This window comes from Paenibacillus qinlingensis, assembly GCF_013204845.1.
In the GTDB taxonomy this organism is placed as follows: Bacteria; Bacillota; Bacilli; order Paenibacillales; family NBRC-103111; genus Paenibacillus_E; species Paenibacillus_E qinlingensis.
The window spans coordinates 456,594-483,420 of sequence record NZ_JABMKY010000004.1 but is presented as its reverse complement, the minus strand read 5'-3'; the positions used below and the strand labels follow the sequence as shown (position 1 = coordinate 483,420).

24 protein-coding genes are annotated in these 26,827 nt (G+C 43.8%); 5 read left to right on the top strand and 19 right to left on the bottom strand.

Annotated features, from left to right (window positions below; genetic code table 11):
- The first annotated feature begins 78 nt into the window (after nucleotides 1-78).
- Nucleotides 79-573 (top strand): hypothetical protein, encoded by a 495-nt coding sequence (locus HQN88_RS11650; protein WP_246320171.1) that lies wholly within the window; start codon nucleotides 79-81, stop codon nucleotides 571-573.
- 41 nt (nucleotides 574-614) lie between these two features.
- Here the strand turns inward: HQN88_RS11650 and HQN88_RS11645 are convergent, their stop codons facing one another.
- The 8 genes from HQN88_RS11645 to HQN88_RS11610 form a co-directional block, all read right to left on the bottom strand.
- On the bottom strand, nucleotides 615-2,474 hold the full coding sequence (locus HQN88_RS11645) for a putative bifunctional diguanylate cyclase/phosphodiesterase (RefSeq protein ID WP_274318806.1): 1,860 nt from the start codon (nucleotides 2,472-2,474) through the stop codon (nucleotides 615-617).
- 192 nt (nucleotides 2,475-2,666) lie between these two features.
- Entirely contained in the window at nucleotides 2,667-3,035 is a 369-nt protein-coding gene (locus tag HQN88_RS11640) for a DUF423 domain-containing protein (RefSeq protein WP_173111637.1), read from the bottom strand.
- Between the two features lie 35 nt (nucleotides 3,036-3,070).
- Complete coding sequence (locus HQN88_RS11635; RefSeq protein ID WP_171638030.1) at nucleotides 3,071-3,373, bottom strand: hypothetical protein; 303 nt, start codon at nucleotides 3,371-3,373, stop codon at nucleotides 3,071-3,073.
- Between the two features lie 98 nt (nucleotides 3,374-3,471).
- Nucleotides 3,472-4,392, bottom strand: a complete 921-nt coding sequence (locus HQN88_RS11630; protein ID WP_173111284.1) for an AEC family transporter — start codon at nucleotides 4,390-4,392, stop codon at nucleotides 3,472-3,474.
- Nucleotides 4,393-4,431: 39 nt separating this feature from the next.
- Complete coding sequence (locus HQN88_RS11625; RefSeq protein ID WP_274318807.1) at nucleotides 4,432-4,896, bottom strand: MarR family winged helix-turn-helix transcriptional regulator; 465 nt, start codon at nucleotides 4,894-4,896, stop codon at nucleotides 4,432-4,434.
- Between the two features lie 111 nt (nucleotides 4,897-5,007).
- Complete coding sequence (locus HQN88_RS11620) at nucleotides 5,008-6,606, bottom strand: extracellular solute-binding protein (RefSeq protein ID WP_420794149.1); 1,599 nt, start codon at nucleotides 6,604-6,606, stop codon at nucleotides 5,008-5,010.
- A 72-nt stretch (nucleotides 6,607-6,678) separates the two neighbouring features.
- Complete coding sequence (locus HQN88_RS11615) at nucleotides 6,679-7,569, bottom strand: carbohydrate ABC transporter permease (protein WP_173111281.1); 891 nt, start codon at nucleotides 7,567-7,569, stop codon at nucleotides 6,679-6,681.
- A 13-nt stretch (nucleotides 7,570-7,582) separates the two neighbouring features.
- The gene (locus HQN88_RS11610) at nucleotides 7,583-8,506 is read right to left on the bottom strand and encodes an ABC transporter permease (protein ID WP_173111277.1); all 924 of its coding nucleotides are present in this window, start codon (nucleotides 8,504-8,506) and stop codon (nucleotides 7,583-7,585) included.
- A gap of 273 nt (nucleotides 8,507-8,779) precedes the next feature.
- Between HQN88_RS11610 and HQN88_RS11605 the strand changes: the two genes are divergently transcribed.
- From HQN88_RS11605 to HQN88_RS11595, 3 genes are all read left to right on the top strand, one after another.
- On the top strand, nucleotides 8,780-11,062 hold the full coding sequence (locus HQN88_RS11605) for an AraC family transcriptional regulator (protein WP_173111274.1): 2,283 nt from the start codon (nucleotides 8,780-8,782) through the stop codon (nucleotides 11,060-11,062).
- Nucleotides 11,062-12,000: a hypothetical protein gene (locus tag HQN88_RS11600; RefSeq protein ID WP_173111271.1), complete on the top strand. Its 939-nt coding sequence runs from the start codon at nucleotides 11,062-11,064 to the stop codon at nucleotides 11,998-12,000. The genes HQN88_RS11605 and HQN88_RS11600 overlap by 1 nt, the downstream gene beginning before the upstream one ends.
- 73 nt (nucleotides 12,001-12,073) lie before the next feature.
- Nucleotides 12,074-12,313, top strand: coding sequence for an NHLP leader peptide family RiPP precursor (locus HQN88_RS11595; protein ID WP_173111268.1), 240 nt, complete (start codon nucleotides 12,074-12,076; stop codon nucleotides 12,311-12,313).
- A gap of 41 nt (nucleotides 12,314-12,354) precedes the next feature.
- Here HQN88_RS11595 and HQN88_RS11590 read toward each other — a convergent pair whose 3' ends face one another.
- From HQN88_RS11590 to HQN88_RS11540, 11 genes are all read right to left on the bottom strand, one after another.
- Nucleotides 12,355-14,262, bottom strand: coding sequence for a sensor histidine kinase (locus HQN88_RS11590; RefSeq protein WP_173111265.1), 1,908 nt, complete (start codon nucleotides 14,260-14,262; stop codon nucleotides 12,355-12,357).
- A gap of 137 nt (nucleotides 14,263-14,399) precedes the next feature.
- A complete protein-coding gene (locus HQN88_RS11585; protein ID WP_173111628.1) occupies nucleotides 14,400-15,641 on the bottom strand; it encodes an amidohydrolase family protein in 1,242 nt (413 codons plus the stop codon).
- 39 nt (nucleotides 15,642-15,680) lie between these two features.
- On the bottom strand, nucleotides 15,681-16,496 hold the full coding sequence (locus HQN88_RS11580) for an ABC transporter permease (RefSeq protein WP_246320194.1): 816 nt from the start codon (nucleotides 16,494-16,496) through the stop codon (nucleotides 15,681-15,683).
- Nucleotides 16,497-16,595: 99 nt separating this feature from the next.
- On the bottom strand, nucleotides 16,596-17,939 hold the full coding sequence (locus tag HQN88_RS11575) for an FAD-binding oxidoreductase (protein ID WP_173111259.1): 1,344 nt from the start codon (nucleotides 17,937-17,939) through the stop codon (nucleotides 16,596-16,598).
- A 20-nt stretch (nucleotides 17,940-17,959) separates the two neighbouring features.
- Nucleotides 17,960-18,763 (bottom strand): ABC transporter ATP-binding protein, encoded by an 804-nt coding sequence (locus tag HQN88_RS11570; protein WP_173111256.1) that lies wholly within the window; start codon nucleotides 18,761-18,763, stop codon nucleotides 17,960-17,962.
- Between the two features lie 38 nt (nucleotides 18,764-18,801).
- Nucleotides 18,802-19,614, bottom strand: coding sequence for a creatininase family protein (locus HQN88_RS11565; RefSeq protein WP_173111253.1), 813 nt, complete (start codon nucleotides 19,612-19,614; stop codon nucleotides 18,802-18,804).
- A 101-nt stretch (nucleotides 19,615-19,715) separates the two neighbouring features.
- Entirely contained in the window at nucleotides 19,716-20,438 is a 723-nt protein-coding gene (locus HQN88_RS11560; RefSeq protein ID WP_173111250.1) for an NAD(P)H-dependent oxidoreductase, read from the bottom strand.
- 9 nt (nucleotides 20,439-20,447) lie between these two features.
- On the bottom strand, nucleotides 20,448-21,827 hold the full coding sequence (locus HQN88_RS11555; RefSeq protein WP_216855690.1) for an amidohydrolase family protein: 1,380 nt from the start codon (nucleotides 21,825-21,827) through the stop codon (nucleotides 20,448-20,450).
- 36 nt (nucleotides 21,828-21,863) lie between these two features.
- Nucleotides 21,864-22,946, bottom strand: a complete 1,083-nt coding sequence (locus HQN88_RS11550; protein ID WP_173111247.1) for an ABC transporter substrate-binding protein — start codon at nucleotides 22,944-22,946, stop codon at nucleotides 21,864-21,866.
- A 210-nt stretch (nucleotides 22,947-23,156) separates the two neighbouring features.
- A complete protein-coding gene (locus tag HQN88_RS11545) occupies nucleotides 23,157-24,152 on the bottom strand; it encodes an aromatic ring-hydroxylating dioxygenase subunit alpha (protein ID WP_246320169.1) in 996 nt (331 codons plus the stop codon).
- Between the two features lie 25 nt (nucleotides 24,153-24,177).
- The gene (locus tag HQN88_RS11540) at nucleotides 24,178-25,563 is read right to left on the bottom strand and encodes an amidohydrolase family protein (protein ID WP_173111241.1); all 1,386 of its coding nucleotides are present in this window, start codon (nucleotides 25,561-25,563) and stop codon (nucleotides 24,178-24,180) included.
- A gap of 270 nt (nucleotides 25,564-25,833) precedes the next feature.
- Here HQN88_RS11540 and HQN88_RS11535 point away from each other — a divergent pair, with 270 nt between their 5' ends.
- Nucleotides 25,834-26,295: an Lrp/AsnC family transcriptional regulator gene (locus tag HQN88_RS11535; RefSeq protein WP_173111238.1), complete on the top strand. Its 462-nt coding sequence runs from the start codon at nucleotides 25,834-25,836 to the stop codon at nucleotides 26,293-26,295.
- The last annotated feature ends 532 nt before the right edge of the window (nucleotides 26,296-26,827 follow it).

The window sequence follows — 26,827 nt, the reverse complement described above, 5'->3', positions numbered from 1 at the left end:
CTTGAAAACGAGGCTACATTTGCTAATGATATCATGATATAGTTAAGATGAGTGCGATTTCAGTGCAGTTAGGAGGCTATGATGAACCAACGGGATTCAAACACAAGTCCGAAGAATGGACATTTATTCACCGTAGAGATTTTAATTGAAGATCAAACCAATGGCCTAGCAATGGAAAAGCTCCTTCATTTGTTAAATGTAGACACCATTAAAGATTATCAAATCCTTAAAGGTATCCAGCTCGGTCAACTTATTGAATTGAACACGAAACAAGGAAGTCCCGCTTCCTTACATACAAATAAAAAACCTGTCATACCTGCGCCAACAACGGCTAGCAGAACGAACTCAACTGAAGCTGCGAAGCACATCGTTGAGCAGTTAGAGAGTTTCAAGACGAACAATACCTTGATTCGTTTGACGGTGATTAAAGCGCAAGGAATTAAACTGAACCTCCCTTGTCGAATCCTTAATTTTGACCCAAGCAGCCAGAATGTGACGGTCTATCATGTTGATGAGAAGAAGGTTTACCTGTTCAAGTTAAATGAAATTGATGACTACGTGGCAACAAATTGAATAAAGGTACCTTTGCGAACGATCGCGAGGGTACCTTTTTTCTATTCACTTGTCGCTGCTGCAACAGAAATTCCATGTCTGAGCATATGCTCCAGCTCTAAACGATCAACAGGAGGACTAAACCAATAGCCTTGGACTTCATTGCATCGATTCTGATATAAGAATTTCAATTGATCTTCTGTCTCTACACCCTCCGCAATAACCTTCAGATTCAAATGGTGCGTCATGGCTATAATGGTCGCAACAATGGCTGCATCATTCGGATCAACCATGATATCGCGTACGAAAGAGCGGTCAATCTTCAGCTTATCAATCGGAAATTTCTTCAAATAATAAAGAGAGCTATAACCAGTACCGAAATCGTCGATACTCACATTCACACCAAGCTCTTTCAATTCAAGTAGCGATTGAATGGCATGATCCACATCCATCGTCATACTTTCCGTAATTTCCAACTCCAAATATTGCGGATCCAGCTCAGTCTGCTCAAGAACATGTCTTATTTTGCCTTTCAGATTATGCTGAAAAAACTGTCTCATCGATAAATTCACGGAGATCGGAATAGGGGCAAACCCGTCAGACTGCCATGTTTTATTCTGCTTACAAGCTGCGCGGAGCACCCACTCGCCAATCGGTACGATTAATCCACTTTCTTCAGCTAATGGAATAAAATAACTGGGCATAACCATTCCCTTGTCGGGGTGATTCCACCGAATTAAAGCTTCTACACCAACAATTCGCCCCGATCCAATATCCACTTGAGGTTGGTAGTACAGTACGAATTCTTCATTAACTAACGCTCTGCGAAGTTCATTCTCCAGCCTCAAACGATTTATCGAAACAGATTTCATATCCGAATTAAAAATCTGAAAATCGTTGCGCCCCTTCTCTTTGGCCCTGGCTAATGCAATATCCGCATATTTCATCAATAGGTCAGCCTCATCTGTATCTTCCGAGGAAATGGCAACACCAATGCTTGCCGTGACATGCAGCTCATATTGTTCAAGGAGGAAGGGCTTCTCCAAGACACGAATGATTTCGGCAATGACGGTCATCACATCGTTTACATTTTCTACATTGGAATAGAAAAAGGCAAATTCATCGCCTTCCGTACGCGCAAGGAAATCTTCAGGGGTCAAACAGCGTGTGAATCGCTCTGCGAGCTGAAGCAGCAGCATGTTGCCATAGTCATGTCCAAATCCATCATTCACCAGTTTGAAGCGATCAATATCCAAATAAAACACAGCGACCTTATGTCCATCTTCTTTGCATAGACGAAGTCGTTCGTTCAGATGATCTTTAAATAACCGGCGATTCGGAAGACCTGTCATATCATCGTAATAGGCCATATATCGGACTTGCTCATCCCCACGTTTACGTTCCGTAACATCCTGACAAATCAGAATATTACCTTTGGAATGGTGATGGATATCGACCGGAACCGCTGTTACGTGCAAATCCACGCGATAACCGCGCTGATGAAGCACCGACGTATCAAAGGTATATGGAATTCCGTTGCGACTTTGCTGCAGTTGCCACTCGGTTTGCTCCAACTGTTCTTCCGTTACTATGTCCGTAAAAGGTTGATGTATCAGGTCTGTGACCGAGTATCCTAGAATCGATTCTACGGCTTGATTCATTCGAATGAATTTGCCTTCATCATTAAAAATCCCGATTGCATTGGGATTATGTTCAAATAGCGAATCCAGTACACTTAGATACGCATGATCTCTCGGGAGTTCTTTGGGGATCTGCGGTTGTCGCAGCGATTTCTTAGCATGCAATACGTAAAGCAATGCGAGTGCACCCAAGAGACAAATCCATGGGGCGTACGGCTTCACGAAAATGCTAACGCATATGGCTCCGACGACATATACGCCAATAAAGAGCCGATTGTTCACGAACTCGCCTCCTTCTATCGTGCTATGTTCGATTGGGTAGCTTTTCGTAGATGTCCGATCCTAGCTCCCAATTGATATAAAGTAATCACGCGCATATTTCCATTCCTTGTTTACTTTCTACAAAGGTTGTGCCATTTCCTGCTAACATGACATGAAATGCGAAAAAGAGCCAGATTTCTCCGGCTCTTTGGACTAATTTAATTTAAACGCTGCAATGGCTAACAGGGTCCAACCAACAAGGAAGCTTAATCCACCTAGCGGAGTTATAGGTCCAAATGCTTTAATGCCAGTCAAGCTTAATCCATACAAACTGCCAGAGAACAAGATAATACCGATGAAGATTGCCCATCCTGAGGCATTCACCAACGAAGTGTTTCCTAGCTTATCCGAGAGCAGTGCGATCACGAGTAGAGCAATCGCGTGGATCATGTGATAATGAACGCCTGTTTGAAACACATCGATCTTATCGGGAATTTTCGCTTTTAGAATATGGGCACCGAACGCACCTAAAGCGACAGACAGGAAAGCATTCAAGCTTCCAAGAATCAAAAACAATTTCATCATAAGACTACATTTCCTTTCCTTGCTGTGATGAACTACTCGACTTCACCAATATCATGTTGACCTACAATTAAACGAACAGGCTCTAAGAAAACACGCGTAACGGTAGGCTGCTCGATTAAATTCACTTCAATATCTTCAATTTTATAACGAATCGTCTTTCCTTCACGCTTGTCATAGACAACGTCAAACTGTTTCAAACCTAGCTGATGAATCAGAACGGAAGAACCTATCGAGACCGCATTGGATTCAAATTCCCCATGTTCAAATATGACCTCGGACATAATCTCATCATTCATATCGACAATCGTGACGTACTGGCAAAATTGGTATCTCATCGTTAAAAATCCTCCTCGAATTGGATGTATTTAGGTATATATACCCATTCGCCGAAAATTGTCGATATTCCTGCTAGTTTCATGATTCCCCACAATGTTCAAATAAAATCCAACAAATAGATGACAATTGGTATCGTAAACATGCTGAAAAGTGTCGATGTAAAGACCGCCTGCGAAGAAAACTCGGCTTCATTCTCATACTCAATGGCAAGGAGTACACTACTTAATGAAGTAGGAACTGCGCAGGACAGAATTAACGCCTTTGCGGTCAAGCCTTCGATCCCTAACATCCACACGACAAGAAAGCCTAACAACGGACCTATCGCCAAACGCAGCATATTCGATAACAATACATTCGAGAATTGAAACGTCCATTTCATTGCGCCAAGCTGTACGCCTAATGTCAACAGCGCTGTGGCCATAAAGGCATTTGCGATGTAGTTCAATGGAAGGTTGATCGAGGCTGGCACTGGCACATGATAATAACGCAGTAAGAGTGCTATTGGAATAGCATAAATGACAGGTAACGAGAGAATCGTTTTCATAGTTGCTTTCCAAGTAGCCTTATGTGCATTTAACGTGTAAATCCCGTATGTATTAGGGATGAGCGTCTGCATAATCATAATAACGATCTGGATAGCTAGTGTATAGGCGTTGCCGCCGAATACGGTTTGATTGAGTGGCAACGCATAGTTAGCGCTATTGTAGAAAATAACGCTATTGCGCATGGCAATCCGCATGCCGCGCTGCATCTTCTGAATGCGGATAATCACTTCAATAATCGCAAATAAAAGGCTAAAGAATATGACAAAAAATAAGAGCACCTGCATGAGGATCGAAAGACTCATTTCGGATTCATACAGCTTTACAAAAACAAGCGCTGGCGAGAATACATAGAAATTCAGCTTCGAGAGTGTACGAATATCAATTTGAAAGGCGCGATACATGCTCACGCCAATCGCGATCATAATACAAATCGGAACAATATTATTGATTAGAATATACACGAAATAGTTCATTACATAGCCTCAATTCGTCGAGAATCCCCATGATGCTCCTCACATGGAGGCATTAACGCTTGTGATAATCCGTTTCAATTGCGCATTGAAATTCGTAATTTCTTCCGGTGATAAACCACTCGAAGCGAATAGTGTCTGCGGAATGCATAGCGCCTGATCATATAAGGCTAGCCCGGCATCTGTGATGCGAATGAGGACTACCCGCTCATCTTCCTGTGAACGGTTCCGAACGAGCAATTTCTGCGCTTCCATTCTTTTGAGCATCGGAGTCAATGTTCCGGAATCCAAGTCAAGCTTCTCACTAAGTTCCTTCACCGTGCTCTCCTTTTGCTCCCAGAGAACAAGCAGAACCAAGTATTGCGGATAGGTGATACCAAGCTCTTCGAGAAAAGGACGATACATCCGAGTGATCGCTCTGGAGCTCGCATATAGGCTGAAACAAAGCTGATTCTCTAGCTTCAAAAATTCACTGCTGCTCATCGTCGTTTCCTTTCCTTCCGTCATATTGTGAACAATCGTTTTGCTTCCAATTTAAACAAAAAGAGCCCAACTGTCAATACAAAACACGGATGGGCTCCCATCGATCGGGCGCTCATCCGCGTTTTTCAAATTTACTTATTTAATATTTTGGCTTTTCACATACTCCAACCATTGTTTCTTGTATTCAGCTTGGATTTTATCAAGCCCTGCTACTTTGGCTTTTTCCATAAATGTTTTCAGTCCGCCTTCAACATCCGCAACGAGACCCGCTTCAAGAGGATACAGATATTGTTTCTCCACTTGCTCTAATGCAGCTCTTTCAGCTTGATAACTTGTGTAATCTTCTGCAAAGCCTGTGTATTTATCAGGAGTTGCAATTTTATCCAGATCAGCGAAGATCTTTTTGACGCCATCGTAGCCTTTATCAAATAGCATAAACTCAGGATTTCTCCAAGCCCAACCCTGCATAGCTTCTCTAGGGAAACCATTGCTGTTCGTGTCACCGATCATGGTATAGTAACCATTATCAACGGTGTAGTTTTTGCCTAAAATACCATACTCGGTCAATTGATTGTAAGTTTTGTCTGTTACCATTTTTTCGTAGAAAGCAAGTGCACGCTCCGCATTTTTACTGCTTTTTGGAATCGCGAAGCCATTGTGAATCGGGTGAACTGGTTCTGCATGGCCTTTAATCATTGGCGCTGGGTAGTACTCAAGCTTCCAATCTGGGTGCGTAGAAGCAATTTTCAGCTTTTGATCATTGAAGCGGCTAGGATTATCACCTAGGTTCGCTGCTGCTTTACCACTTGTAATCAAATCCGTCATAGCATCTTTCGTATTCAGAACGTTTTTCGTAATGTAACCAGCATCTTGCCATTTTTTCATCGCTTTCAACTCATTCAGGTGCTCTGTGGAGCCCCAGTACAAGCTAACTTCCGAAGGCGTTTTATAACCAATGTTCAAGCCATAAGGAACGGCTCCGATGGGATCGATGGTTAAGTTTTTGTATTGATCAGAAAGACTGCCTTTCACATCGCTATTTGCCGCTAAAGGAACCATATCAGGCACATTTTTCTTAATTCCAGCTAAATACGCTTCAAAATTTGCAAGAGAATCTGGTTTCGGTAAATTGAATTTCTCTCTGAGATCCTCACGCCAGATGAAGCCTGTCGTTACATACTCTTTATATGTGGCAGGAACGGTGTAGATTTTGCCATCAATTTTGACAGCTTCCCACATGTCCTTCGGTACGAAGCTATTCAATTTAGGTGCTGCTTTCGGAAGTAACTCATCGAGTGCTAAGAAAGCTCCTTTTTTGGCGTAGGATTGATATTGTGTCCACTCTGCTGTGAAGATCAAATCCACCGCTTGACCGGAAGATAGTAGTAACTTATATTTCTGATCCCAATCCGTCCACGTTGTGAAATTGAATTTAACCGTTGCGTTCAGATCCTTTAAGGCCAGTTTGTTAATTTCTTCTTCAATGACCGGAAGATCTTTCGGTGCAGGTCCTAACATATAGAATTGCAACTCAACTTTCTTCGATGTGTCTATGCCTGCTGGCTTAGCTGTAGCCGCTGCTACTGAAGCTTCTGGCGCTTTTGTTGCTGGGGCTGCAGAAGGACTTGGCGAACTTGTGGATGTGGAACTGCTACACCCTGCAACAACGGAGCCGGCAAGCGCTAATGCCATTGACACACTGTACATTTTTTTCGCATTACTTTTCATGTAAATCCTCCCTTTATTTGTGCATAATTTAAAAGTTTAAACATCTATGTTAGCTGACGGAATAACTCCGTTACAGTTCTAACCTTTTACAGCGCCTATGGTTAGGCCTTTAACGAAAAACCGTTGAACGAATGGATACAGAAATAGAATTGGCCCGGTAACAATAATAGCCATGGCTAGTTTGGTAGACTCGGATGGAATGTCCTGACTCATCGTCACTCCCGTAGAGACACCCAACTGTGAAACCGCAGCAGCCGTGTTAATGATGTTATACAAGAAATACTGCAGCTCGTATTTGTTCTGATCATTAATGAAGAGCGATGTCGAAAACCAGCTGTTCCAATAATGTAGGGCAAGGAATAATCCAACAGTGGCAATCCCAGGCATAGCCAGTGGAAGAACGACTCGATAATAAATCGTGAAGTCATTCGCTCCATCAATCTTTGAAGACTCTGTTAACTCTTCTGGAATAGATGACTTAATGAAACTGCGCATTAATATAATAAGGAAAGGAGACATGAGTCCAGGGAAAATTAGTGCTGCGTACGTATCTGTTAACTGCAGATATTTCGTCATCATGATGTACCAAGGGACAAGGCCACCACCGAAAAGCGTAGTAAAATAAATATAGAAGGAAAGCTTATTGCGGTACTTAAAATCTTTCCTTTGCAGCACGTAGCCAGCCATCGTCATCATGAACAATCCTAGCGCGGTCCCAACCACCGTCACAAAAATCGTAACCCCGTAAGCTGTTAATACTTTTTCAGGGAACGTTAGAACCGCCTTGTAGGCTGTCAATGAAAAGACACTCGGTATGAGGTGATACCCATCTCGTATAATGGATTCATTATCTGTTAAGGAACCAGAAATGATGAGAAGGAAGGGAAACAAACAAATCACAGAAAAAGCGATAATGACAACATAGGCAATAATGTTAAATGTAACGGAATCAATTCCTCTGGTACGCAAGTGCGGTCACCTCCTAGAAAAGTGCATATTCATCATTTGATTTTTTAATCAGATAATTCACCGTCATAATGAGTACAAAACCGAAGATCGACTGGAACAACCCAGCTGAAGTCGCCATCCCGATGTCAAATGTAACTTTCAAAGAGCGGAAAACGTAAGTATCCAAAATGTCCGTCGCATTGTACAGGATGCCGTTATTTCCAATTAATTGGTAGAACAGATCAAATTGACCTTTCATAATACTGCCCAGTGCGAATAGCAGCAATATAATGAAGGTTGGCTTCAGCATTGGGATTGTTATGTACCAAATCCGCTGGAAGATGTTCGCCCCATCAATCGTAGCCGCTTCGTAATACTCATCACTAATACCAGTTATCGTGGCAAGATAGATTACCATGGTGTATCCCACATTCTTCCATACATAGAACATAATCAGCAGAAAAACCCATGAAGAAGGTGTGTTATAAATGTCCACGGGGTTAGAGTCCCATGATTTAAGCGTCGTATTTACAAATCCAGTATCATAGTTGAACATGTTGTAAGCGATTGCATTCAAGAGAACAAATGAAATAAAATAAGGTAAGAACATCACGGATTGCGTAAGTTTCTTGAAAAACTTCCCAGTCATTTCACTTAAAAGGATCGCGCAAAAGATGGCTGTCGCATTCAAGAACACGATAAATGCCAGATTGTAAGCTACTGTATTCCGCGTAAGCGTCCATAACACACCTGATTTCCATAAGAATTCAAAATTCTCTAGTCCGACAAATGGACTTCCAAAAAGTCCCCCATTAAAATCAAACCGGGTAAATGCAAAGTAGATGCCAACCATCGGTACGTACGAATTAATAAAGAAGAAAATTAATGTTGGCGCTATCATGAGAAACAACAATTTATTTTTGTTTAACTCATAGAGAAATCCTTTCTTTCGGATCATGCTGGTAAACCTCCCTGCGTTAATATGTCCTGTTTATCTTGTCGGTTGCCATACTCGAATTATAGACAGAACCGTTCCGACTAGGATACTGAATATCTGCTAACATTTATGAACGAACCCACCCAAAACAGCCTAAACGGCATATGCACAATGTAAACTTTCATGGAAAATTCGGCGTTTCTAGTGCTTTTTCAGCCCCAAGGCCCTCCGATTCCATTGCAAGCCGAATAAAGTTGGGATATACTTTTTTTACCAAAGGGGGGGACGGATAGCTTGATACTTCGAAATCAAGAGAGCAAATTTATGTATCGCAACATACTTCTCAGTATTGTTTTATCCATTGTCATTACCTTGCTTGTCTCCTCTACAATTCTTTATGTCAACTTCGATAATATTGCGCTGAAACAAGTGTATGAATCCGACTCCAACTCCTTGCTTCAAACGAGCCAAGAAATTCGAACCATTACAGAGACCGCAACCTCCCTGTCTTTTCAAATTTATCGTGATTTTGTGATTAGTAAATTGTTGTTTTATGACAAACCAGATATTTACGATGTCCAAGGCAGCATGGCTCAATTGAATTTATATCGGCTAGCCATGCCATTTATCGATTCCATCTATGTGTATAACGGAACCTCAGAACTTTTCTACGTCAGCTCGAACAACTTTCAGAGCGGCATCCAAACAAAAGCCAATCTTGGCGACCCTGGCATGGTCGATATCCTCAATCATTTTCAGGACTATATTCCTTTTCTACCGATTCCACGAACCTTCAAGTCAACGAATGTAAGTTCACTCCAAACCACGACTGTCGGGATTTATTCCTATTTGTGCTATGATGCCATCAATTTGAATAATTCCTTGAATTCAGCTGTTGTCGTCAATATCTCAGAATCGTTCTTCAATAAATCATTGAAAAAAATCGCCAACAACCGGGCAAGCAACGAATTTATTATTAATAAAGAAGGCGTTCTGATCTCCACCGATGGATCAAATCCTGTACTCTCCAATTATGCAGATAAGAGCTACATCCAGAAAATTATCGCCAATGCTTCTTCACCAGGTTATTTGGTCGATAACGTCAATGACAATCCATCTTTAATTTCGTATACAGCCCCTGATTCCCTAGGATGGCGTTACGTCCGAACAACCCCTTACACCATTATTACAAAAGAGATCCGAGACATGCGTCTCAAAACGATTTATATCTCGCTTAGTATTCTTCTAGTCGGGCTGCTTATTTCGTTCTTCATGTCCAAACGATTATTCGGTCCTATTGATAAGGTCATTCGAAGCTTAAAAACGTTAGAAATCGAAAAACGCGATAACCTTCAAATTTTACGACAAAATTTCCTGAGAAATATTATGCTGGGCAGAGACGCCTATCACCCTCAAGCCCTGAAATCGAAATTAACCTATTTCGGTTCCAAAATCACCATTGATCATCCTTCTTTGCTTCTGATGGTGAAAATTGATAAATATGAAGAAAACATTCGAACGTACAAAGATCAACTTACCTTATTACGCTATGCAATCATGAATATCGGTACCGAAATCAGCTCCTCCACCTTTCACGCGGAAGGTATCGATATGGGAGATGATCATATTCTCTTGCTTCTCTCTGCGAAGGAATCGGATTTCAAATGCGAACCTGTTAACTTCACTGCGTTGCTTCAAAACATGCAAGCATCTATTTCTTCCTTCATTAAATTATCAGTCTCAATTACTGTAAGCCCGCTGCAGGACGAAGCGATATCATGTTTTCAACTCTATAAACAGCTGTTGGAGGCCTCTTATCATCGTTTATTTAGAGGACATGGCTGTATCATTTGGTCGGACGAAATCATTGCGTATCGCACCAAGGAGTACAAGTTTCCATCTCAGAAGGAAAAGCAACTCGTCGATTGCCTCATGACAGGCGATTCCGAAGAAGCCGAGCTGCTCTATACCGACATCGTGAATGAAACATCGCTATATCCTTACACGGTCGTCCATTTAGCCATTTCACATCTAACCTTAACCGTTAATAATGTACTGACGACGATCAACAAGAATAATGCGCTAGCCTTCCCCCTCTACCTGGATGCTGCCGTTGCTTCTCTAACCCACGTCGAGACCATTGAAGAAATAAACGCCCAGTTCATCGACGTATTCAAGCAGCTTCAAAAAAAGTTAGATGAGAAGCGAAGCTCTAAGCATGTGGAGCTAATCAAGAAGATGAACGACATCATTGATCGGGATTATGCGAATCAGAACTTGTCCCTTAACTCAATTGCAGATGAGCTCGCCATGTCTTCCATTTATATTAGCCGTTTGTACAAACAGCACACGATGGTCGCCATTACCGATGTCATTCAAGATGTCCGGATGAACAAATCCAAAGATCTGCTTTTAAACTCATCGCTATCCGTTGCTGAAATCGCAGAGAAGACAGGCTTCACGAGCGACTCTTACTTCTATCGCTTATTTAAAAAGTATAATGGCATCACACCGAACGATTTCCGCAAACAGCTCAAATACGAAAATACGCTTCAACAGAAAGGGATTGAAGAGTGATGAATTGGTTAAGCGATCATAAGAATCAATTAAATCAAATTTTTACTGAAGCTAAGGATGCTGTACACCAGTTCCCTTCGCCATTAGATCAGCTAGGCCTTGCCTATATAGCTAAGTTTGACCCAAGCCATGAAGGAAGCAGCAAGAATTATATTTGTTATCTTCTTCCCTATTGGATGAAAGACATCTGCAAGCTACCTGTGGAGTCGTTTAACAAGCTTTCTCTTGCGAATGTATTCGTCATGCTGTATTACTTCATCCAAGACGATATTATGGACGCTGTCAAAGGCGAACACGCAAGCAAGCTGCCGCTCGCAAATTTGTTTCATGTCCAATTTCTGACCATTTATCGAGACCTATTTCCTTCAAATTCCCCTTTCTGGGACTATTACGAGACCTACATCCTAGAATGGTCGAAAAGTGTCACGAATGAACGACAATCCGATTACTTCCACGAGGACAAATTTCAAATTGCCAAGAAAGCTAGTCCTGTTAAAAATGCCAGCACAGGAGCACTACTGCTTGCTAACCAATCGCATCTCATCCCTGTAGTTACCAATGCCGTTGAACAAACCTTGGTTACACTTCAAATGTTAGATGACTGGTCCGACTGGGAAGAGGATCTCGTAGATGGATCATATAATTGCTTAATCGCATCTATCCGCAAGCAATTGCAGCTTTCGACAATAGATACGCTAACCCCTGAAATGATTAAGCAGCAACTCTATGTCCATGACTTCTTCGCCGACTACGGAAAGACTGCTGACTCTCATCACGAGCATCTGCTATCCTTGGCTGTAGGTATGGAGCAACTGCTTGCCTTCCATGATTTTCTCGTACAGAATATCCATCGAGCAGCCCAAGAAATCAAAGAACGAAGGGCGACTTTAGTCTCTGGTGGGTTCTACTATTTTTTGTCTAATTCTGATAGATTTTGATAGATTAATAGAGAAGATCGTGTTATAATTTTTTTGTAGGAAAAATTACCCAAATGACTAGGAGTGATTACAAATGTCCACAAATGATAGCGTAAAAGCCAAAATTATTCAAAAGGCTTGGGAAGATGAAGCCTTTAAACAACAACTTCTAGCCAACCCGAAAGCAGCGCTGAAACAAGCATTTAACATTACACTTCCTGACGACATTAAGGTTAAAGCTGTTGAGGAAACATCGACAGATTTCGTTCTAGTAATCCCTACAAATCCAGCTAAGATTCTTGTTACATCTAATGCCGAAGCAGCAGTTTGGTAAAATATAATAAAGGTGTCCCGCCATTGGCGGAACACCTTTTCTTAATTTATTGTCACATTTGGAAAACGTATAATTACTTCGGTACCTAAGAATCTTTGACTTTTAAACTCAATATGCCCCTTCATAATCTCGATCAACCGAAACGTCACCATTAACCCTAGTCCCGTCCCCTTCGTCTTCGTGGAATAGTAAGGCTCGCCTAATTTCCTCAGCTGCATGGGCTCAATTCCCTCACCATTATCCTTGATATGTATGAATACCTCTTCATTCTTCTCATAAGCCCAAATATGTATTTGCCCATCCGCTTGAAACGCTTCGATACTATTCTTGATAATGTTAATCAAAATTTGCTTTAGCTTCGAAGAATTCCCAAAAATATGTAAATCAGAAGGAACATTGACGATAATTCGACCGCCATTCAATGTTGCTAATGGAACAATGATTCCTTCTATTTGGCCAATTTCCTTGCTGACATTCAATTCGACGATTTCATCCAGCTGTGGCTTCGCAAATGTAAGAAAGTCTGTGATAATCACCGAAGCCCGATCTAGTTCTTCGATCGCTATCGTCATATATTCCTTGTTCTTATCATCCGTTCGAGCCGCAACAAGCTGCAAAAACCCTCTTGTAACTTGTAAGGGATTCCTGACTTCATGTGCCACCGATGCCGCTAAGGAACTAATCATCTCCATCTTCTCTGATAGCTGCAGCTGATGATTATAAAATTCCAATTCCTTTGAATAGTTCGACATCTGCTCCTGATTGATTGCAAAACGCCTACCCAATATCACGATGAGTGCAATAATAAATCCAACCACACCAAATTTCCATAGGAAGAACTGATACTTTTGATTATTACTATAGTAAAGAATAAGATCAAAGATCCCCATCAATGCAAATATAGCGAAACCTGAAGAGAAAATAACAGCCTCTCTGTTTCCTCGAATAACAAAAACAATGGACAGACTAATAATTAAAATAAACTCAAAAATCATAATCACACTTAGCATGGTCAGTGTGAAAAATAAATACGTTTCGATAAACTGAAATTGATTGAGCTGATTAAATAACATCAAAATAATACAGAAAGCTGAATAGCCAATCTGAAATTTTCGGAAAATACGAATCCATTTAAACTTGCCATTATCGAATATTTTCTCGAAAAAGTAAATAAGTGATGGCAAAAATATGGCTAAAGAAACATCAAAAGTATTCAGAATCAAAGCACCAAAAGGTGTGAAATTAGCATAAAGAAAAGGGGAGTAGGTAAGAAAAATCGTACCTAATGTAAGAATAATTAAACTAAGTGAAATCCAGCTTGCCCGTTGTTTCTGTTTGAGAAAGAGGGAACAAATCAGCATAATAACAGCAATGAATAGAAAAGCAAACCCAAGAATGATATTCTGCAAATCGCGAAATATAAATGTATGTGTCAAGGAGGTATAATGATCCAATCGGATATCGGAATGTATGCCCAACCGCTCCATGCTTGTCTGAAGCTTTAAGTATACACTCCCCCCACCGTCCTCCGCGCTTATAGGCAGCAAACTCCGTTGTTCGTCGTAAGGAAAGTCAAATTTCACTTCATTAAGTAATCTATCGCCTATGTAAACCGATACCTGTTGAGCATAGATACCATCGATATACAAGCCAAAGTCCTTGGGAAGCTTTTCCGGCAGTTGGATACGTACCCAAGCAATAGATACATCTTTGGGTTTATCCGGCATTTCTGCTCCGCTCTCGAACGTCATCCATTGATCTTTATCTGAAGAAGTTATGATATTTTGAATTGTATCATCGGGCCCCCCCCACTTCATCTCCCATTTTGGGATCGTTTTCACATCATCGAGCTGCTCCGCAAAACCATGATTCGCCATAAATAATAAGCCAAACATGATAACCAACCCTATTTTCCATCGCAAATGATGTTTTTGAAGCCATTGTTGCATGTAATCACCTTCCCCCGATGACTGTCAGTAATTTACATTAAATGAATTCGACGGGGTTATGTGCTTTCCTTCTTAACAAAGTAAACATTCTACAAACAAAATGAAACGCTCGCCCCATTCCAACAGGCGAGCGCTCCTTAATTGTCAGTGAACCAAAACGTTTTGGCTGGCAAGGTTTCGGTAATAAGTTGACCTTGACTAACGACATTGCGGCACGTAGATTGCCCGCGAATAAGATCAGTTGCCGTCTCACCAGAAAGCATAATGAAACTAGCAGGTAGACCTAATGCAATACCGTAATCCTTAAGTTGTAATGTTTGGGCAGCTCGTATAGTAATCATCCGAACGAGCTCAGCTAGTTCCTCGCGCCCCGTCATATGGGCTAAATGTGCAGCCATATGTGCTGCTTGTAGCATATTCCCCGTACCCAGAGGGTAGAAAGGCGTCCGAATATCATCATGAGCGATGCTGACATTGATGCCGGCCAGCCACATCTCCTTGATGCGAGCAATACCGCGACCTTTGGGACTACTATCGAATCGCCCTTGCATGGCACTATTGATTAGCGGACAGCATACGATATGAATCCCCGACCTGGCCACGATGCCCAGTACTTTCTGAAAATACGCTTCGCTATAGTAAGCTGTCGCATTCACATGTGCGGCAGTGACTCGTTCTCTCAAGCCCGAACGAAGGGCCAAATGAGCAACATTTTCTAAGAATGTGGAGTGAGGATCATCCATTTCATCACAGAATACATGAACGAAGCATCCGTACTTCTCCGCTATTCGGAAGCAGATTTCCAAGGAGGCTTCGCCTTCCGATCGCGTAGGCTCCAGATGCGGGACTGCACTTATGCCGTCTGCACCTAGCTCCAAGGCAAGTTCGAGCCGTCGTTCGTTATCGGGACAGGCACGAATCCCATCCTGCGGAAAGGCGATAACCTGCACATGCATGTAAGGCTTCACACGCTCTCGAAGTGCTAGTATCGCTCTTAATGCAGTCAAGCTTGGATCTGAAATATCCACCATCGACCGTACATGAAGGACGCCCGATGAGATTTGCATCCGAAGCACCTTCTCTGCACGCGTCATGACGTCATCATACGTTAGTGTCAGTTTCCGTTTCTGCCAAAGGCCAATCCCTTCGAACAGCGTACCACTCTCATTCCAAGTAGGCTGCCCTGCTGTTAACACGGTATCTAAATGAATGTGTGACTCCACGAAAGGCGGCAACAGCAAGTGCCCCGTCCCGTCAACCTCTCGCTCACCGTGATCGGCAACTTCACCCATCGCGACGATTTTACCATTCGCCACTCCGATGTCTATTGGCCCTTGGAAGGTGTGATCACCGAGTAAACGCACTTGACGATAGACCATATCAAGCAAATCAATCACCTCTTAACTATCGCTACGCGATTAATTATCACGTTTCATTTCTGACTCATGCCAGGAGCTCAAAAGCCATTTCGCAAAGGCATTCACCAACAGGAAGAAAACAATCCCCAGCGCGGAAGCAGATAACCCACATGCGAACAAGTAAGGCGTTTTTAATCGTGCAGCTGCATACGTGATAGCATAGCCTAATCCACCTTGCCCGCCGCCAATCCCGGCAATATATTCCCCGACAATGGCACCGACAACAGACAAGGTACAAGAAATTTTTAACCCCGCTACAATATAAGGAAGTGCGGCCGGAATACGAAGCTTCCACATCGTTTGAAAGCCATTGGCATTATAGAGATAGAATAAATTGCTCATATTTTGATCCGTCGAATTGAGTCCAATTAAAGTATTGGATAGCATGGGGAAGAATCCGATTAAGAACGTAATGATTACGATCGCATTCATACCTGCATCAAACCAGATCACGATCAATGGTGCAATCGCAACAATGGGAATGGTTTGTAAGATAATTGCGTATGGATACACGCTTTTCTCAATCCATTTCGAGCTGGCAAGCAGAATAGCTCCCGCTATTCCTAGGATAATACTGAGAATAAAACCAAGCACAGCTTCAAAGGTTGTCGTTCGCACGGATACCCAAAGCCCGCTCTTGTTCTCAATGGCGGCTTTCACGATATCCGATGGTTTAGGTACGAGATATACGGGCGCATGCGTCAAGGCTGCGATCAGCTCCCATCCGCCAATAAAGACGACGAAAGCAACTAATGGCGGCACAAGCTGTTTGAGCAGCATCAGCAAGCGGCGACTAAATGACACGCCCTCCTCCATGCGGCTCATCCAAGCTGCACGCTCACGAGCGGGAAATATTTCATCAGGTAGTATTTGTAGATACTTCGAATCGACAGCCATAGCACATATCCCCCTTCTTTATGACTTACAAATGATTTTGCCAGGATTGAGAAGTCCCTTCGGATCATTCTCCCGTTTCTTGCGTTCCATACTGCCTACTTCGCCACGACCACCTTGGTCGAGCACCCAGGTATGGGGATCGAATATTTTGACACCAACAGATTCGAAAAAGTCGATGATTTCATATAGACGTTCTTCCGTTGTAAACCTGACAACAGGAAGTGCCGATGGCGTCACAGCCCCGCCACTACGCACCCACTCGACATGCAGATACACTTCATCGCCAAACTGGGATTTGATTTGCTTGATCTGCTCCAAGTAGCTATCTGTCTTAAAGCCCGCTTGCAGATACGTCATCGACGCGTCTGTTTTCATTGCCCACAAAGTCGTGTGATTCCATGTAAAGTCGGATACTCCTATGGTTTTACGGTAGTTTTTCGCCTCGATCACATGACCGATATTCCCGCCAAATTGCTTCGCAAGTGCATCCACTAACCGCAATGCATCTTCCGCAAATTCCAACATAACAGCAGCCATTTCTGGTATAATCACTTTGCTAAATGGTATAAAATACGAAGGAATCGGCCACTCCATCGGTGCGATGAGACGTTTGGGAATCGCTTCTTCACGAGCGAGTGCCTCACCAAACTGCATCGCCTGCTCAAATGTAGGGAATTGGGCAATTGCTTGTGCCCATTCGGTCCGCGGTGAAAGTGGAATGGTAACCTCAGTTAAAATGCCCGTAGTCCCGTAATTGTGAATATAGTTAAACAATTCAGAACCTGTAACAACGAGGCGCTGTGGTATTTCCTCCATCGTATAAATCACAGCCTCGTCGACGTTGCCATCCCACAGATTGCCATGCATGATTGAACCAATACCACCAGAACCACCGCTCACGAAGCCTCCAACCGTCGCTTTCACATACGTACTAGGGTAGATGCGAATTTCTTGCCCAACTTCACGTGCTTTCTTATCAATCACACCTAGACGAACTCCGCATTGCAGGCGGGCAAAGCCCAGTCCAATCTCTAGGATTTCATCCATGCGGCTAAGATCCAGAACGATCCCTTTCTGTAAGGGAACGGCCTGACCGTAGTTGCCAGTCCCAGCACCGCGTACCGTTACGGGAATGCCATGGCGATATCCAAAAGCCAACACATCCGATACCTCATCTTCATTACGGGGTGACACCACAACATCAGCGGATGCGATCCCCTGCAGCTGACGATTAAGGACTGGTGAATACCAGTAATAGTCTTTAGAAAGCTTATCTCTTGTTTCTTGATCGATGGATACGATTTCTTTCCCTAGCTGCTCTTCGATCTCATGAACCCAGGTAACTTCCGCTTCCGTGGACATGCTGTCATCACCCTCTCGTCTTAATGGTCCAAGGCGTCATTCACAATGCGCACTAAATCGCTGAATTGTGTTGTTGTTCGGTACGATTCATCTCTTGGAAATGGAACGGGTATATCAATACGTGCTGAGATTTTACCTGGCCTTGGTGTCATAACAACCACACTTGTCGATAAGAACACCGATTCGAACACATTATGTGTTACGAACAACACGGTCATTGATTTATCCTGCTGCCAAATATTAAGCAGCTCCATTTGCAGCGTTTGACGCGTGATTTCGTCCAATGCACCGAACGGCTCATCCATCAGCAGCAGCTTCGGCCTCGAAATGAGCGCTCGCGCGATGGATACACGCATTTTCATACCACCTGAAAGCTGCCTAGGCAGCACTTTCATGTAATCCTTCAATCCAACAAGCTCGAGCACTCGCTCCGCTTCTTGTTGTTGGGTCTTCTTATCCACTCCGCGTAATTCCAGCGGCAGCTTCACATTCGCTTCAACCGTCGACCAGGGTAAGAGCGTATGATCTTGAAACACAAAAGCGATGTCACTTTGCTTGCGCGCTTCCTTCGGTGTTGTTCCAAAGACATCCAACGAGCCTTTGCTCGGTTTGGATAAGCCTGTGATGATTTTAAAAATCGTCGATTTCCCGCATCCCGATGGACCTACAAAGCATAAAAATTCACCTTCTTGAATAGTCAGATTGACATCCTGCAAGGCAATCGTTCCGTTCGGATAAGTCTTAGAAAGATTCGTCATGCTCACGAAAGTAGAACCTGCGGCTTGGGGGCTAGCTGTATCTATTAGAGAAGAATGTTTCGACATGCTTGTCATCTCCTATACGTGTTAGTGGCTTACCAGATCTACTTGCTGATTTTGAGGGATTGCATATCGAAAGCTTGAAATTCAAGCAGTGCCTCTGCGATATAAGTCCCATACTTATCCGTCATCGCCTTGCCTTTGGCCATTGTTGCCGCTGTTGCATCTCCAGAAACGCCGGTATGAGAAAGATCATCCATCACCCAAGCGAAGGCACGATTCCGTAGTGCCAGATACCGAGATTCGGGGTAATTCGGATACTCCGTTGGCGCCACATCCATGTCCACCCAATGCGGCATCGCCGCCATGACGATGGATGTCTCCATATCACCTGCATGAATGCCAGCCTGTTTCTCTATCGGTGTTATCCATTCATCTGCGCCGCCGAGCCCACCGGGATCTAAACGAAACACAGCTAAACCTGTTTCGATGCGAATCTCCCTCCCCATCATGTTCAACAGATCGGTATTCCCGCCATGCGAGTTAACGAGAACGAGCTTTTGAAAGCCGCTACGCCGAAGGCTTTTAGCAATATCCATCACGACAGCCATTAACGTTGTTGCCGATAAGGTGATCGTACCTGCATGACCTAGATGCTCTGTGCTCTTCCCGTAGGGTATCGCTGGAAGCAGCCATATGTTCGAATGGTCAGGAAGCTGCTCGAAAGCTTCTGTCAACAGCACTTCAGAGATTAATGTGTCGGTAAACACCGGCATATGTGGACCGTGTTGCTCAACAGCCCCGACTGGCAGCACGATTAAAGCATTTTCCTTGGGAATCTCAGCTACTTGAAGTTTACTAAGGCTTGGGAAGAAGCATTGATCCCAGGCTTTCCCTTGATAGCGATTGAATGTCATGCTGAGCACCTCCTGTAAGATGGATCATCTATTTGCGAAAAAAGAACCAAACTCTTCCTAGAGGGGTTCTTTCTACTTTCGAATTTAAAGGGTTACGCACCCTAGCTCTTCTTGATTTGAAACTGCTTGATAGCCGCCGCAATGTCCGCTACTCGCTCACCTAATCGTGCTGCCATCAGCAACTCCCTAGGATCTGGCGAAAGGGAACTGTCCGGTCCCGCTAAAGTGGATGCCCCATAAGGCGAGCAGCCAATCGCATCGGCGGTTAAATACTCTGGATTTTCCGAATACGGCAACCCTACAAAGATCATACCGAAATGAAATAAAGGTACCATTGCGGTTAATATCGCTGCTTCATGCCCCGTATGGATGGATGCTGTACTATTAAATATGCCGGTCGGTTTGCCCTCAAGGGCACCCTCGATGCAAAGATCTCCAGCCATCTCAAGGAACAATTTAACTTGCGCCGGCATTGAGCCGTAATACGTCGGGAACCCCCAGAGGATGCCATCAGCCCAGCGCAGATCATCATTTGTTGCGATTGGAATTTCTTTTTGCAACGCTAGTGTAGCTTCATACTTCGAATAACGATCCGTTAAACGAAATTGCTTAGATAATGTAGTTGAGTTAGATGTTTTCTCTTCCATGGCAGGACGTCTGTCTTTATCAGATTGGATCACACGGTTTACATCTGCAGCCATTTCCGGTATACGTACAATTCTTACAGGATGCGCACCAGATTGGCTGGCACCATCTGCAACGGCTTGCGCCATCTGATATACGTGACCAAAAGCGCTGTAATAAATGACCAACAGATTAGCCATCTTAACGGTTCACCCTTTCGCGAATTCGGGCTTTTGGAACGATACAGCTTCACTTGCCTCTTGCCAGAACTTGGCTAACGCAATGTTGTTCCAACCAGCTTTCGTGCCAGGTGATCTGACGAAGCGTCCTTGGCTGTACACCCATCTGCGTTCAGGAAGCATGGTAAATATCTCTTCAATTGAATGACCATCGACGACAACGAAGTTGGCTGGACGACCTTCAGCGATCCCATAGGCCGTAAGTCCAAGAACATTAGCAGGCGCTTCCGTGATCATCCGCAGCAATGTGCGAAGATCCGCGGGTCTGCCCATATGCGCAGCATAGGAAGAGATCAGTGCTATTTGAAGTAAATCCCCTCGCCCGAAGGGGTGAAAAGGATCATGTATGTTGTCCGACGCAACCGCAATTGGAATACCACTCTCATGAATTTGCTTCAAGCGAGTTACGCCTCTTCTCACAGGGAATGAATCATGTCTGCCTTGCAAATACAAGTTAACCGCAGGCAAGGAAACTGCCTTAAGCTTGGCTTCTGCCATTTTGTCAATGATGCCGCCTGCATCCTCATCAGTCATCGAGGCTAGTGCACATAAGTGATCAACGGTCACTCTGCCCTCGTAGCCTGTTTCTTTCGTGCGCGCTGCCACATATTCAACAGTTCGCATCTGGGGATTATCAGTTTCGTCACAGTGTAGATCAATCGGTACATCGTATTTCTCTGCCATTTTGAAAATAAAATCAATATCTTCCTTCGGTGTTAACGATAAATGGGGAGCACCACCGATGCCATCCACACCCATTCGTAAGGCTTCCTCAATAGCTTCATTATCCAGAGACATGAAATTGTAGGGACACATTGGGAAAAGCTGCAAAGTCATGTAAGGTGCTAAGGCTGCTTTGGCTTCCAGTGCGGCTTCAATTGTGCGTAATGCGATGTCACGTGAAAAGCGAAGATTGAAATCCAGATGAGTGCGAATATGCGTGGTCCCAAAAGACAGAGCCTGCAGCGCAGATCGCATCATTCTTGCTTTGATCTCGTCTTTCGAGAACGTAGGCGATGCCGCTGAATAGTTTCTAACAGCCTCTTCCAACGTACCGCTGATATTCTCAACTGTTGTTAACGAGAATGCTTTGTCGAGATGCATATGCGAATCTACAAAGCCTGGCAGTAGCATTTTACCCTGAAGATCAAGCGTTATGACTTTGGACGTTTCTAGCTTTTGATCAGGCTTCCATAACTCGAGCATGGTTGAAATGGAAGCAGCGGCATCCGCTTCTTGTTTCCGAATATGCGTCCAACTTCCATCACGAATCGAGAGACAAAATAATTCCCTTTCATCTAATAATGGCAATCGGACATTACATAGATCGATGTTGCTGTTAGAAACCAATGCCGCCACCTCCTGAAGTTTTATGTTGCGTATTGTTTATTTCTTAGGCAAGAATTGTGTCGTGAACACTTTATCAATATTCTCAGCCGTCTTCAGAACACCAACTTCAACCAATTGCTTCTGCACTTCTTCCCATCTCTCTTTGGTCATAATGCCCGTTCCTTTGGTCGCTGCATCGCCACCGAATACAAAGTCCATTTCTTTCGCTGCACTGTACTTCATCATATCGAGGCCCATGTCTGGGTTCTTCGTTTGAATGGCTGGATTAATCTCATCGGAATGATCTTTGTAGTAATCCCAGCCCTTCACTGTCGCTTCAACGAAGGCCTTAACTTGATCGGGATGCTCTGCAATCATTTTCTCCGTTGTGAAGTATACGCCAGCATAGATTTTATAACCAGAATCGGCAACGAGCAGCGTACCGTAGTCAATCTTTTGTTGATCCATTGTGAATGGCTCTGAGGTCACATAGCCTTGCGTTAGTGCCGTTTTGTCACTCACAAAATTCACTAACTGTCCTGTATATTTCATTTCTTGTGCGTTTGTTAATTTGTATTTGTTTTTGATGAATTGCCAGAAGCTCGCCGTTGATGCTACGTACACTTTGTGCGTATTTAAATCTCCGAAATCTTTCACACCGGAATCTTTATGATAAAACAGGGCTTGTGGACTCTTCTGCATCGAGGTTGCAATCGCTACTACAGGTATTCCCTCTTGTCTCGCTACCAAAATGTCATCACCATTCGCCATGCCGAATTGGGCTTTACCGGAAGCAACGATCTGTGTCGAGGATACGGAAGGACCACCTGGCATCAAGGTCATATCGAAACCTGCATCCTTGTAATACCCTTTCGATAGTGCTGCGAAATTCCCACCGTGCTCAGGCTCGGCGAACCAGTTCAACACCACCGTTGCTGGAACAATCGGTTTGGCGGCTGGTGCCGCTGATGCTGCAGGAGAAGCCGCCGCCGCCGTTGGTGCTGCTGTTGGCGCTGACGAGGAAACGGGAGTACTGGAACTTCCACATGCGGCTAGCAAACTAGAAATCATCACTAAACTTAGGGATACAGCTCCTGGGCGTTTCGTTGCAAGTGCCAGTGTACGTTGAAATCGTTTCATGGTTAACTTCCCCTCCATATTTGGTTTTCTATGTCTACAAATCTTGTTTAACCTTGAGTCAAATATACGTTTCACGGCTTGTCTCCGTCAACGAATAGACTGACGTTTTGTATTTTTTCACAATAAAAGTACGCCTTTTCATTACTTTTCCAACTATATGATTATTGTAAAGTGAATATTATTGATTAAAACCGAACATTAAGCTCCGAACTATATCGTCCCAACTACCACACCTAATTCTTTTAACCAACGGCGATACGCAATTGAGAAGCGATCCACTTTATGATTCAGTTCGACTTGAAGATCTAGAGGCAGCAGCTCAGGCTTCTGCGTCTCAATGACCCTAGCATCCTGTTCAAACACGATGTCTTGGAATTTAATGAAGTTTGCATCATCAACATCATACGCGTAGTTACGAGAAACCATCATGAAGACGACGCATTCTTCAGCAGCTACAGGCAGTACGGTGAGCATAATCCATAACGTTTGACCATTACTTGGATCCGCCTTCGATAACCTAGCAGACAGTGGCCGATACACTTCCTTCCTATAGACATAAGTGGTGCCTTCGCTTTTATCTGAACCGGAATGCGCAACAGGCTGGAAAATCGGAATATTTTCGATATAGATGCGATCCTCTTCCTTCACAACCTGGAAATCAGGAAGCTCTGCATAGTCTGGGTGACCTAGTAAATCCTGATGCACGAACATTAAGTGAGCGAAGTCTGTGAAATTTTCAATCACACGTGTTCCAGCTGCGGCAACCTTATACGGTCCACAAGGAAGTGGGTGGTACTCCGGATTCGCAAACTCCTCAAAATGTGGAATAGGAGCTGCTGTTTCACCGATACACACCCAGATGAAGCCATATTTCTCTTCACATGAATACGTAACAGCTTTCGCCCGAAGTGGAATTTTCTCCCCTTTAGGCTGTGCAGGAATACAAACGCATTGTCCAGAGGAGTCGTACTGCCAGCCATGATACGGACAAACCAGCACATCATCCTTGACCCACCCTTTGGATAACATGGCTCCGCGATGGACGCATAGATCTTGCATGGCGTGAACGCCTCTACTGGAGCGGTAAAGCGCTACTCTTTCTCCTAAAATAATGACACCCACAGGCTGGTCCTTCAGATCGGACGCAAGGAATACCGCATGCCAATCATTTTCTAGAACGGGATCGTGTAGTCGTTGTAATGCCATAAAAACCATCCTCCTCTTATTGGACCTACATGTGATTTGCAAAAATAGGATATTGTCCCGCCAACTTGTTGCGAAGTACATCTACTCTGGCTTGTGCTCTCCTTAAAATTTCCTGCTCATCGATCCATGTGCTCTTCCCATGTTCCACAACGACTTGCCCGCCTACCATCACCAAATCAACGTCATTCCCGTTGGCGTTATAGACAAGTGCCGAAGATGCGCGATGCACGGGGCTAATATGGGCTTTCATCATATCTACTGTGACTAGATCTGCTTTCTTTCCTGGTTCTAGGCTGCCCAGATCTTGGCTTCGGCCTACTGCCTTTGCGCCATTCACCGTTGCCATTCGCAGCACATCCATTGGGGGCAGCAATGTGGCATCCAACTCATTCACTTTGTGTAAGCACGCAGTAAACTTCAATACTTCGAGATTATCTTGGCAGTTGTTGCTGCCAGGGCCATCTGTTCCCAGGGCTACATTGATGCCCATCCGCAACATCTCAGGCACCCGAGCAACTCCGGAAGCTAGATACATATTCGAAACGGGACAATGGATAACGGATGCTTGTTTATCTTTAATTAGCTCGAGCTCCCCGTCATCCAGCCAAACACCATGAACAACCTGCGTCTGATCGCCGAGTAAGCCTACTTCGTTAAGCAGCTCCAAATTTCTAAGTCCATATCGCGCCATCGTTGTATCGATTTGTTCACTCGTTTCTGCGACATGTACATGAGAAATGAGCTTGCGATCTCGACTGAACACAGCTGCTCGTTCGAGGTACTCTCGGGAACAACCATATAAGTTGAGTGGTCCTAGCGCTATTCGGATGCGACCGTTCGCTGCACCTTCCCACTGATCAAGTAATGCATCAGTAGCATTGAAAATCTGCTCACCAGTCTCTCGCAGGCGAACTTCCCCAGCTAAGTCGGAGCCTCCTCGTGCCAAATGTCCACGAATCCCCGAATCGACCATTGCCCTTAGCACGCTCGCATCATTCTCTGGGTACGTGTGGATGTAGTGATGATCCATCATATACGTAGCCCCTGATTTCAGATTTTCAATACACCCGATCAGTGCAGCCAGATAGAAATCCTCCGGCTCCATTGCGAGACTCATCGGCCAAATAATCTCTTTCAGCCATTGGGCTAAGGGAGAGTGGTCCGATACGCCACGCATAAACGTTTGGAACAGATGTGTATGGCCATTCACGATGCCGGGGATCACTACTTTTCCCTCAGCGTTGTACCGATATGAAGCCTCTTGGAGAAGATGATCTAAGCTGCCATCTGACTTCCATTCGCCAACTTCACAGATGACATCGTGTTCCATGTACACATAGCCTGGCTTGAACATTTGATTCGTAGCATTCATCGTCAGGACGGTTCCGTTGTAGATGAGTTTTTTGGACATTTGACAGCTCCTCGCGTTATATTGTCTAACATTTAACTCACTTTAATAATTTTGTGTTATATTAATTGACACGATTATATGCAGACTTTGTAATGTGGTCAACACCATGTGTAAATGTACAGCGTAAAAATAGTTTCGTTTATTTAGAAATTTGGCAATTTTAGATTAACATTCGTTGCAAATTCGTTGATTTTAGCGACATATTATGAAAAGAGTAAGGAATACTGAGCAATTGTATATATTTCCAGACTACGAAATGGAGTGAGGTTTATGTTAGATTTGCATGATCTGGACCCTGTCGATCAAGAAATTATTAAATTGCTGCACGAGAACAGTAGAATGTCCTATGCGAAAATCGGTGAGATTCTAAGTCTATCGCGTGTCGCGATTCAAAAACGTGTTGAAAACCTAATCGACAATGAAATTATCGAGAATTTTACGATACGCTTGAATGCAACAAAGTTAGGGAAGGTGGTTAGTGCTTTCTTCGAAGTGGAAGTGGAGCCGCGCTACGCGGAGGAAGTTGGAAACACACTTTCAGCCGACCCGAATGTGGTGTCGATCTACCAAATGACAGGAACCAGCTCCCTGCATATGCATGCCTTATTGAAGGATGATGCTGCGTTGGAGGCATTCCTCTATAAAAATATCTACAAATTGAACGGCGTTGTGCGCGTGAACACCCAAATGGTGATTAAAAGGTTCAAACAGGGAACGGGTTTGGAGCTTTGATTTGGACTATCGGATGCGACTAGTTATATGAGGTTGTTTGCCTTCGACTCGGCAGGCGAGAAGGCTTAGATCCCTCAAACCCAATTAACCGGAAAACTACTAGCATGACTTCCAGATGTTGAGTCGAGGAAGAAAGAAGAGAAAATATTGGCTACTATAAGGGAGCTTGTGGGTGCGGTACTGTTGATGGTTATGGATATAGGCTAGTTGGTGAGGTGAAGGCTTGATAGTAATGCTGCTGAATATGAGAATTGTGGCAGGTTTGGGTGTTAAGTTGCATCATTGGGTCCTTTAAGACCTCTTTGTCGCTCAAACTTCTAAAACTTCTAAAACCTTCCAAACCCCTAAAACCTCTTAAACCTCTTAAACCTCTATAACCCCTATAACCCCCTAAAACCTCTAAAACCCAATTAACTGGAAAAACTCCAGCTATTTCGTCAGTTTAAGTTGAAATTTATAGATTAGATGGAAAAAGTACATCTAATTCCCTCGCTTCTGTTGATTTCGACGCTTTTGGCTGAAAATAGCTGTA

What these genes read in the sequence shown, in the direction of transcription:
- HQN88_RS11650 (WP_246320171.1), top strand. Translation starts at nt 79, where the DNA reads ATGATGAACCAACGGGATTCAAACACAAGTCCGAAGAATGGACATTTA.
- HQN88_RS11640 (WP_173111637.1), bottom strand. Translation starts at nt 3,035, where the DNA reads ATGAAATTGTTTTTGATTCTTGGAAGCTTGAATGCTTTCCTGTCTGTC.
- HQN88_RS11635 (WP_171638030.1), bottom strand. Translation starts at nt 3,373, where the DNA reads ATGAGATACCAATTTTGCCAGTACGTCACGATTGTCGATATGAATGAT.
- HQN88_RS11630 (WP_173111284.1), bottom strand. Translation starts at nt 4,392, where the DNA reads ATGAACTATTTCGTGTATATTCTAATCAATAATATTGTTCCGATTTGT.
- HQN88_RS11625 (WP_274318807.1), bottom strand. Translation starts at nt 4,896, where the DNA reads ATGACGGAAGGAAAGGAAACGACGATGAGCAGCAGTGAATTTTTGAAG.
- HQN88_RS11610 (WP_173111277.1), bottom strand. Translation starts at nt 8,506, where the DNA reads ATGATCCGAAAGAAAGGATTTCTCTATGAGTTAAACAAAAATAAATTG.
- HQN88_RS11600 (WP_173111271.1), top strand. Translation starts at nt 11,062, where the DNA reads ATGAATTGGTTAAGCGATCATAAGAATCAATTAAATCAAATTTTTACT.
- HQN88_RS11595 (WP_173111268.1), top strand. Translation starts at nt 12,074, where the DNA reads ATGTCCACAAATGATAGCGTAAAAGCCAAAATTATTCAAAAGGCTTGG.
- HQN88_RS11590 (WP_173111265.1), bottom strand. Translation starts at nt 14,262, where the DNA reads ATGCAACAATGGCTTCAAAAACATCATTTGCGATGGAAAATAGGGTTG.
- HQN88_RS11585 (WP_173111628.1), bottom strand. Translation starts at nt 15,641, where the DNA reads ATGGTCTATCGTCAAGTGCGTTTACTCGGTGATCACACCTTCCAAGGG.
- HQN88_RS11580 (WP_246320194.1), bottom strand. Translation starts at nt 16,496, where the DNA reads ATGGAGGAGGGCGTGTCATTTAGTCGCCGCTTGCTGATGCTGCTCAAA.
- HQN88_RS11575 (WP_173111259.1), bottom strand. Translation starts at nt 17,939, where the DNA reads ATGTCCACGGAAGCGGAAGTTACCTGGGTTCATGAGATCGAAGAGCAG.
- HQN88_RS11570 (WP_173111256.1), bottom strand. Translation starts at nt 18,763, where the DNA reads ATGTCGAAACATTCTTCTCTAATAGATACAGCTAGCCCCCAAGCCGCA.
- HQN88_RS11565 (WP_173111253.1), bottom strand. Translation starts at nt 19,614, where the DNA reads ATGACATTCAATCGCTATCAAGGGAAAGCCTGGGATCAATGCTTCTTC.
- HQN88_RS11560 (WP_173111250.1), bottom strand. Translation starts at nt 20,438, where the DNA reads ATGGCTAATCTGTTGGTCATTTATTACAGCGCTTTTGGTCACGTATAT.
- HQN88_RS11550 (WP_173111247.1), bottom strand. Translation starts at nt 22,946, where the DNA reads ATGAAACGATTTCAACGTACACTGGCACTTGCAACGAAACGCCCAGGA.
- HQN88_RS11545 (WP_246320169.1), bottom strand. Translation starts at nt 24,152, where the DNA reads ATGGCATTACAACGACTACACGATCCCGTTCTAGAAAATGATTGGCAT.
- HQN88_RS11540 (WP_173111241.1), bottom strand. Translation starts at nt 25,563, where the DNA reads ATGTCCAAAAAACTCATCTACAACGGAACCGTCCTGACGATGAATGCT.
- HQN88_RS11535 (WP_173111238.1), top strand. Translation starts at nt 25,834, where the DNA reads ATGTTAGATTTGCATGATCTGGACCCTGTCGATCAAGAAATTATTAAA.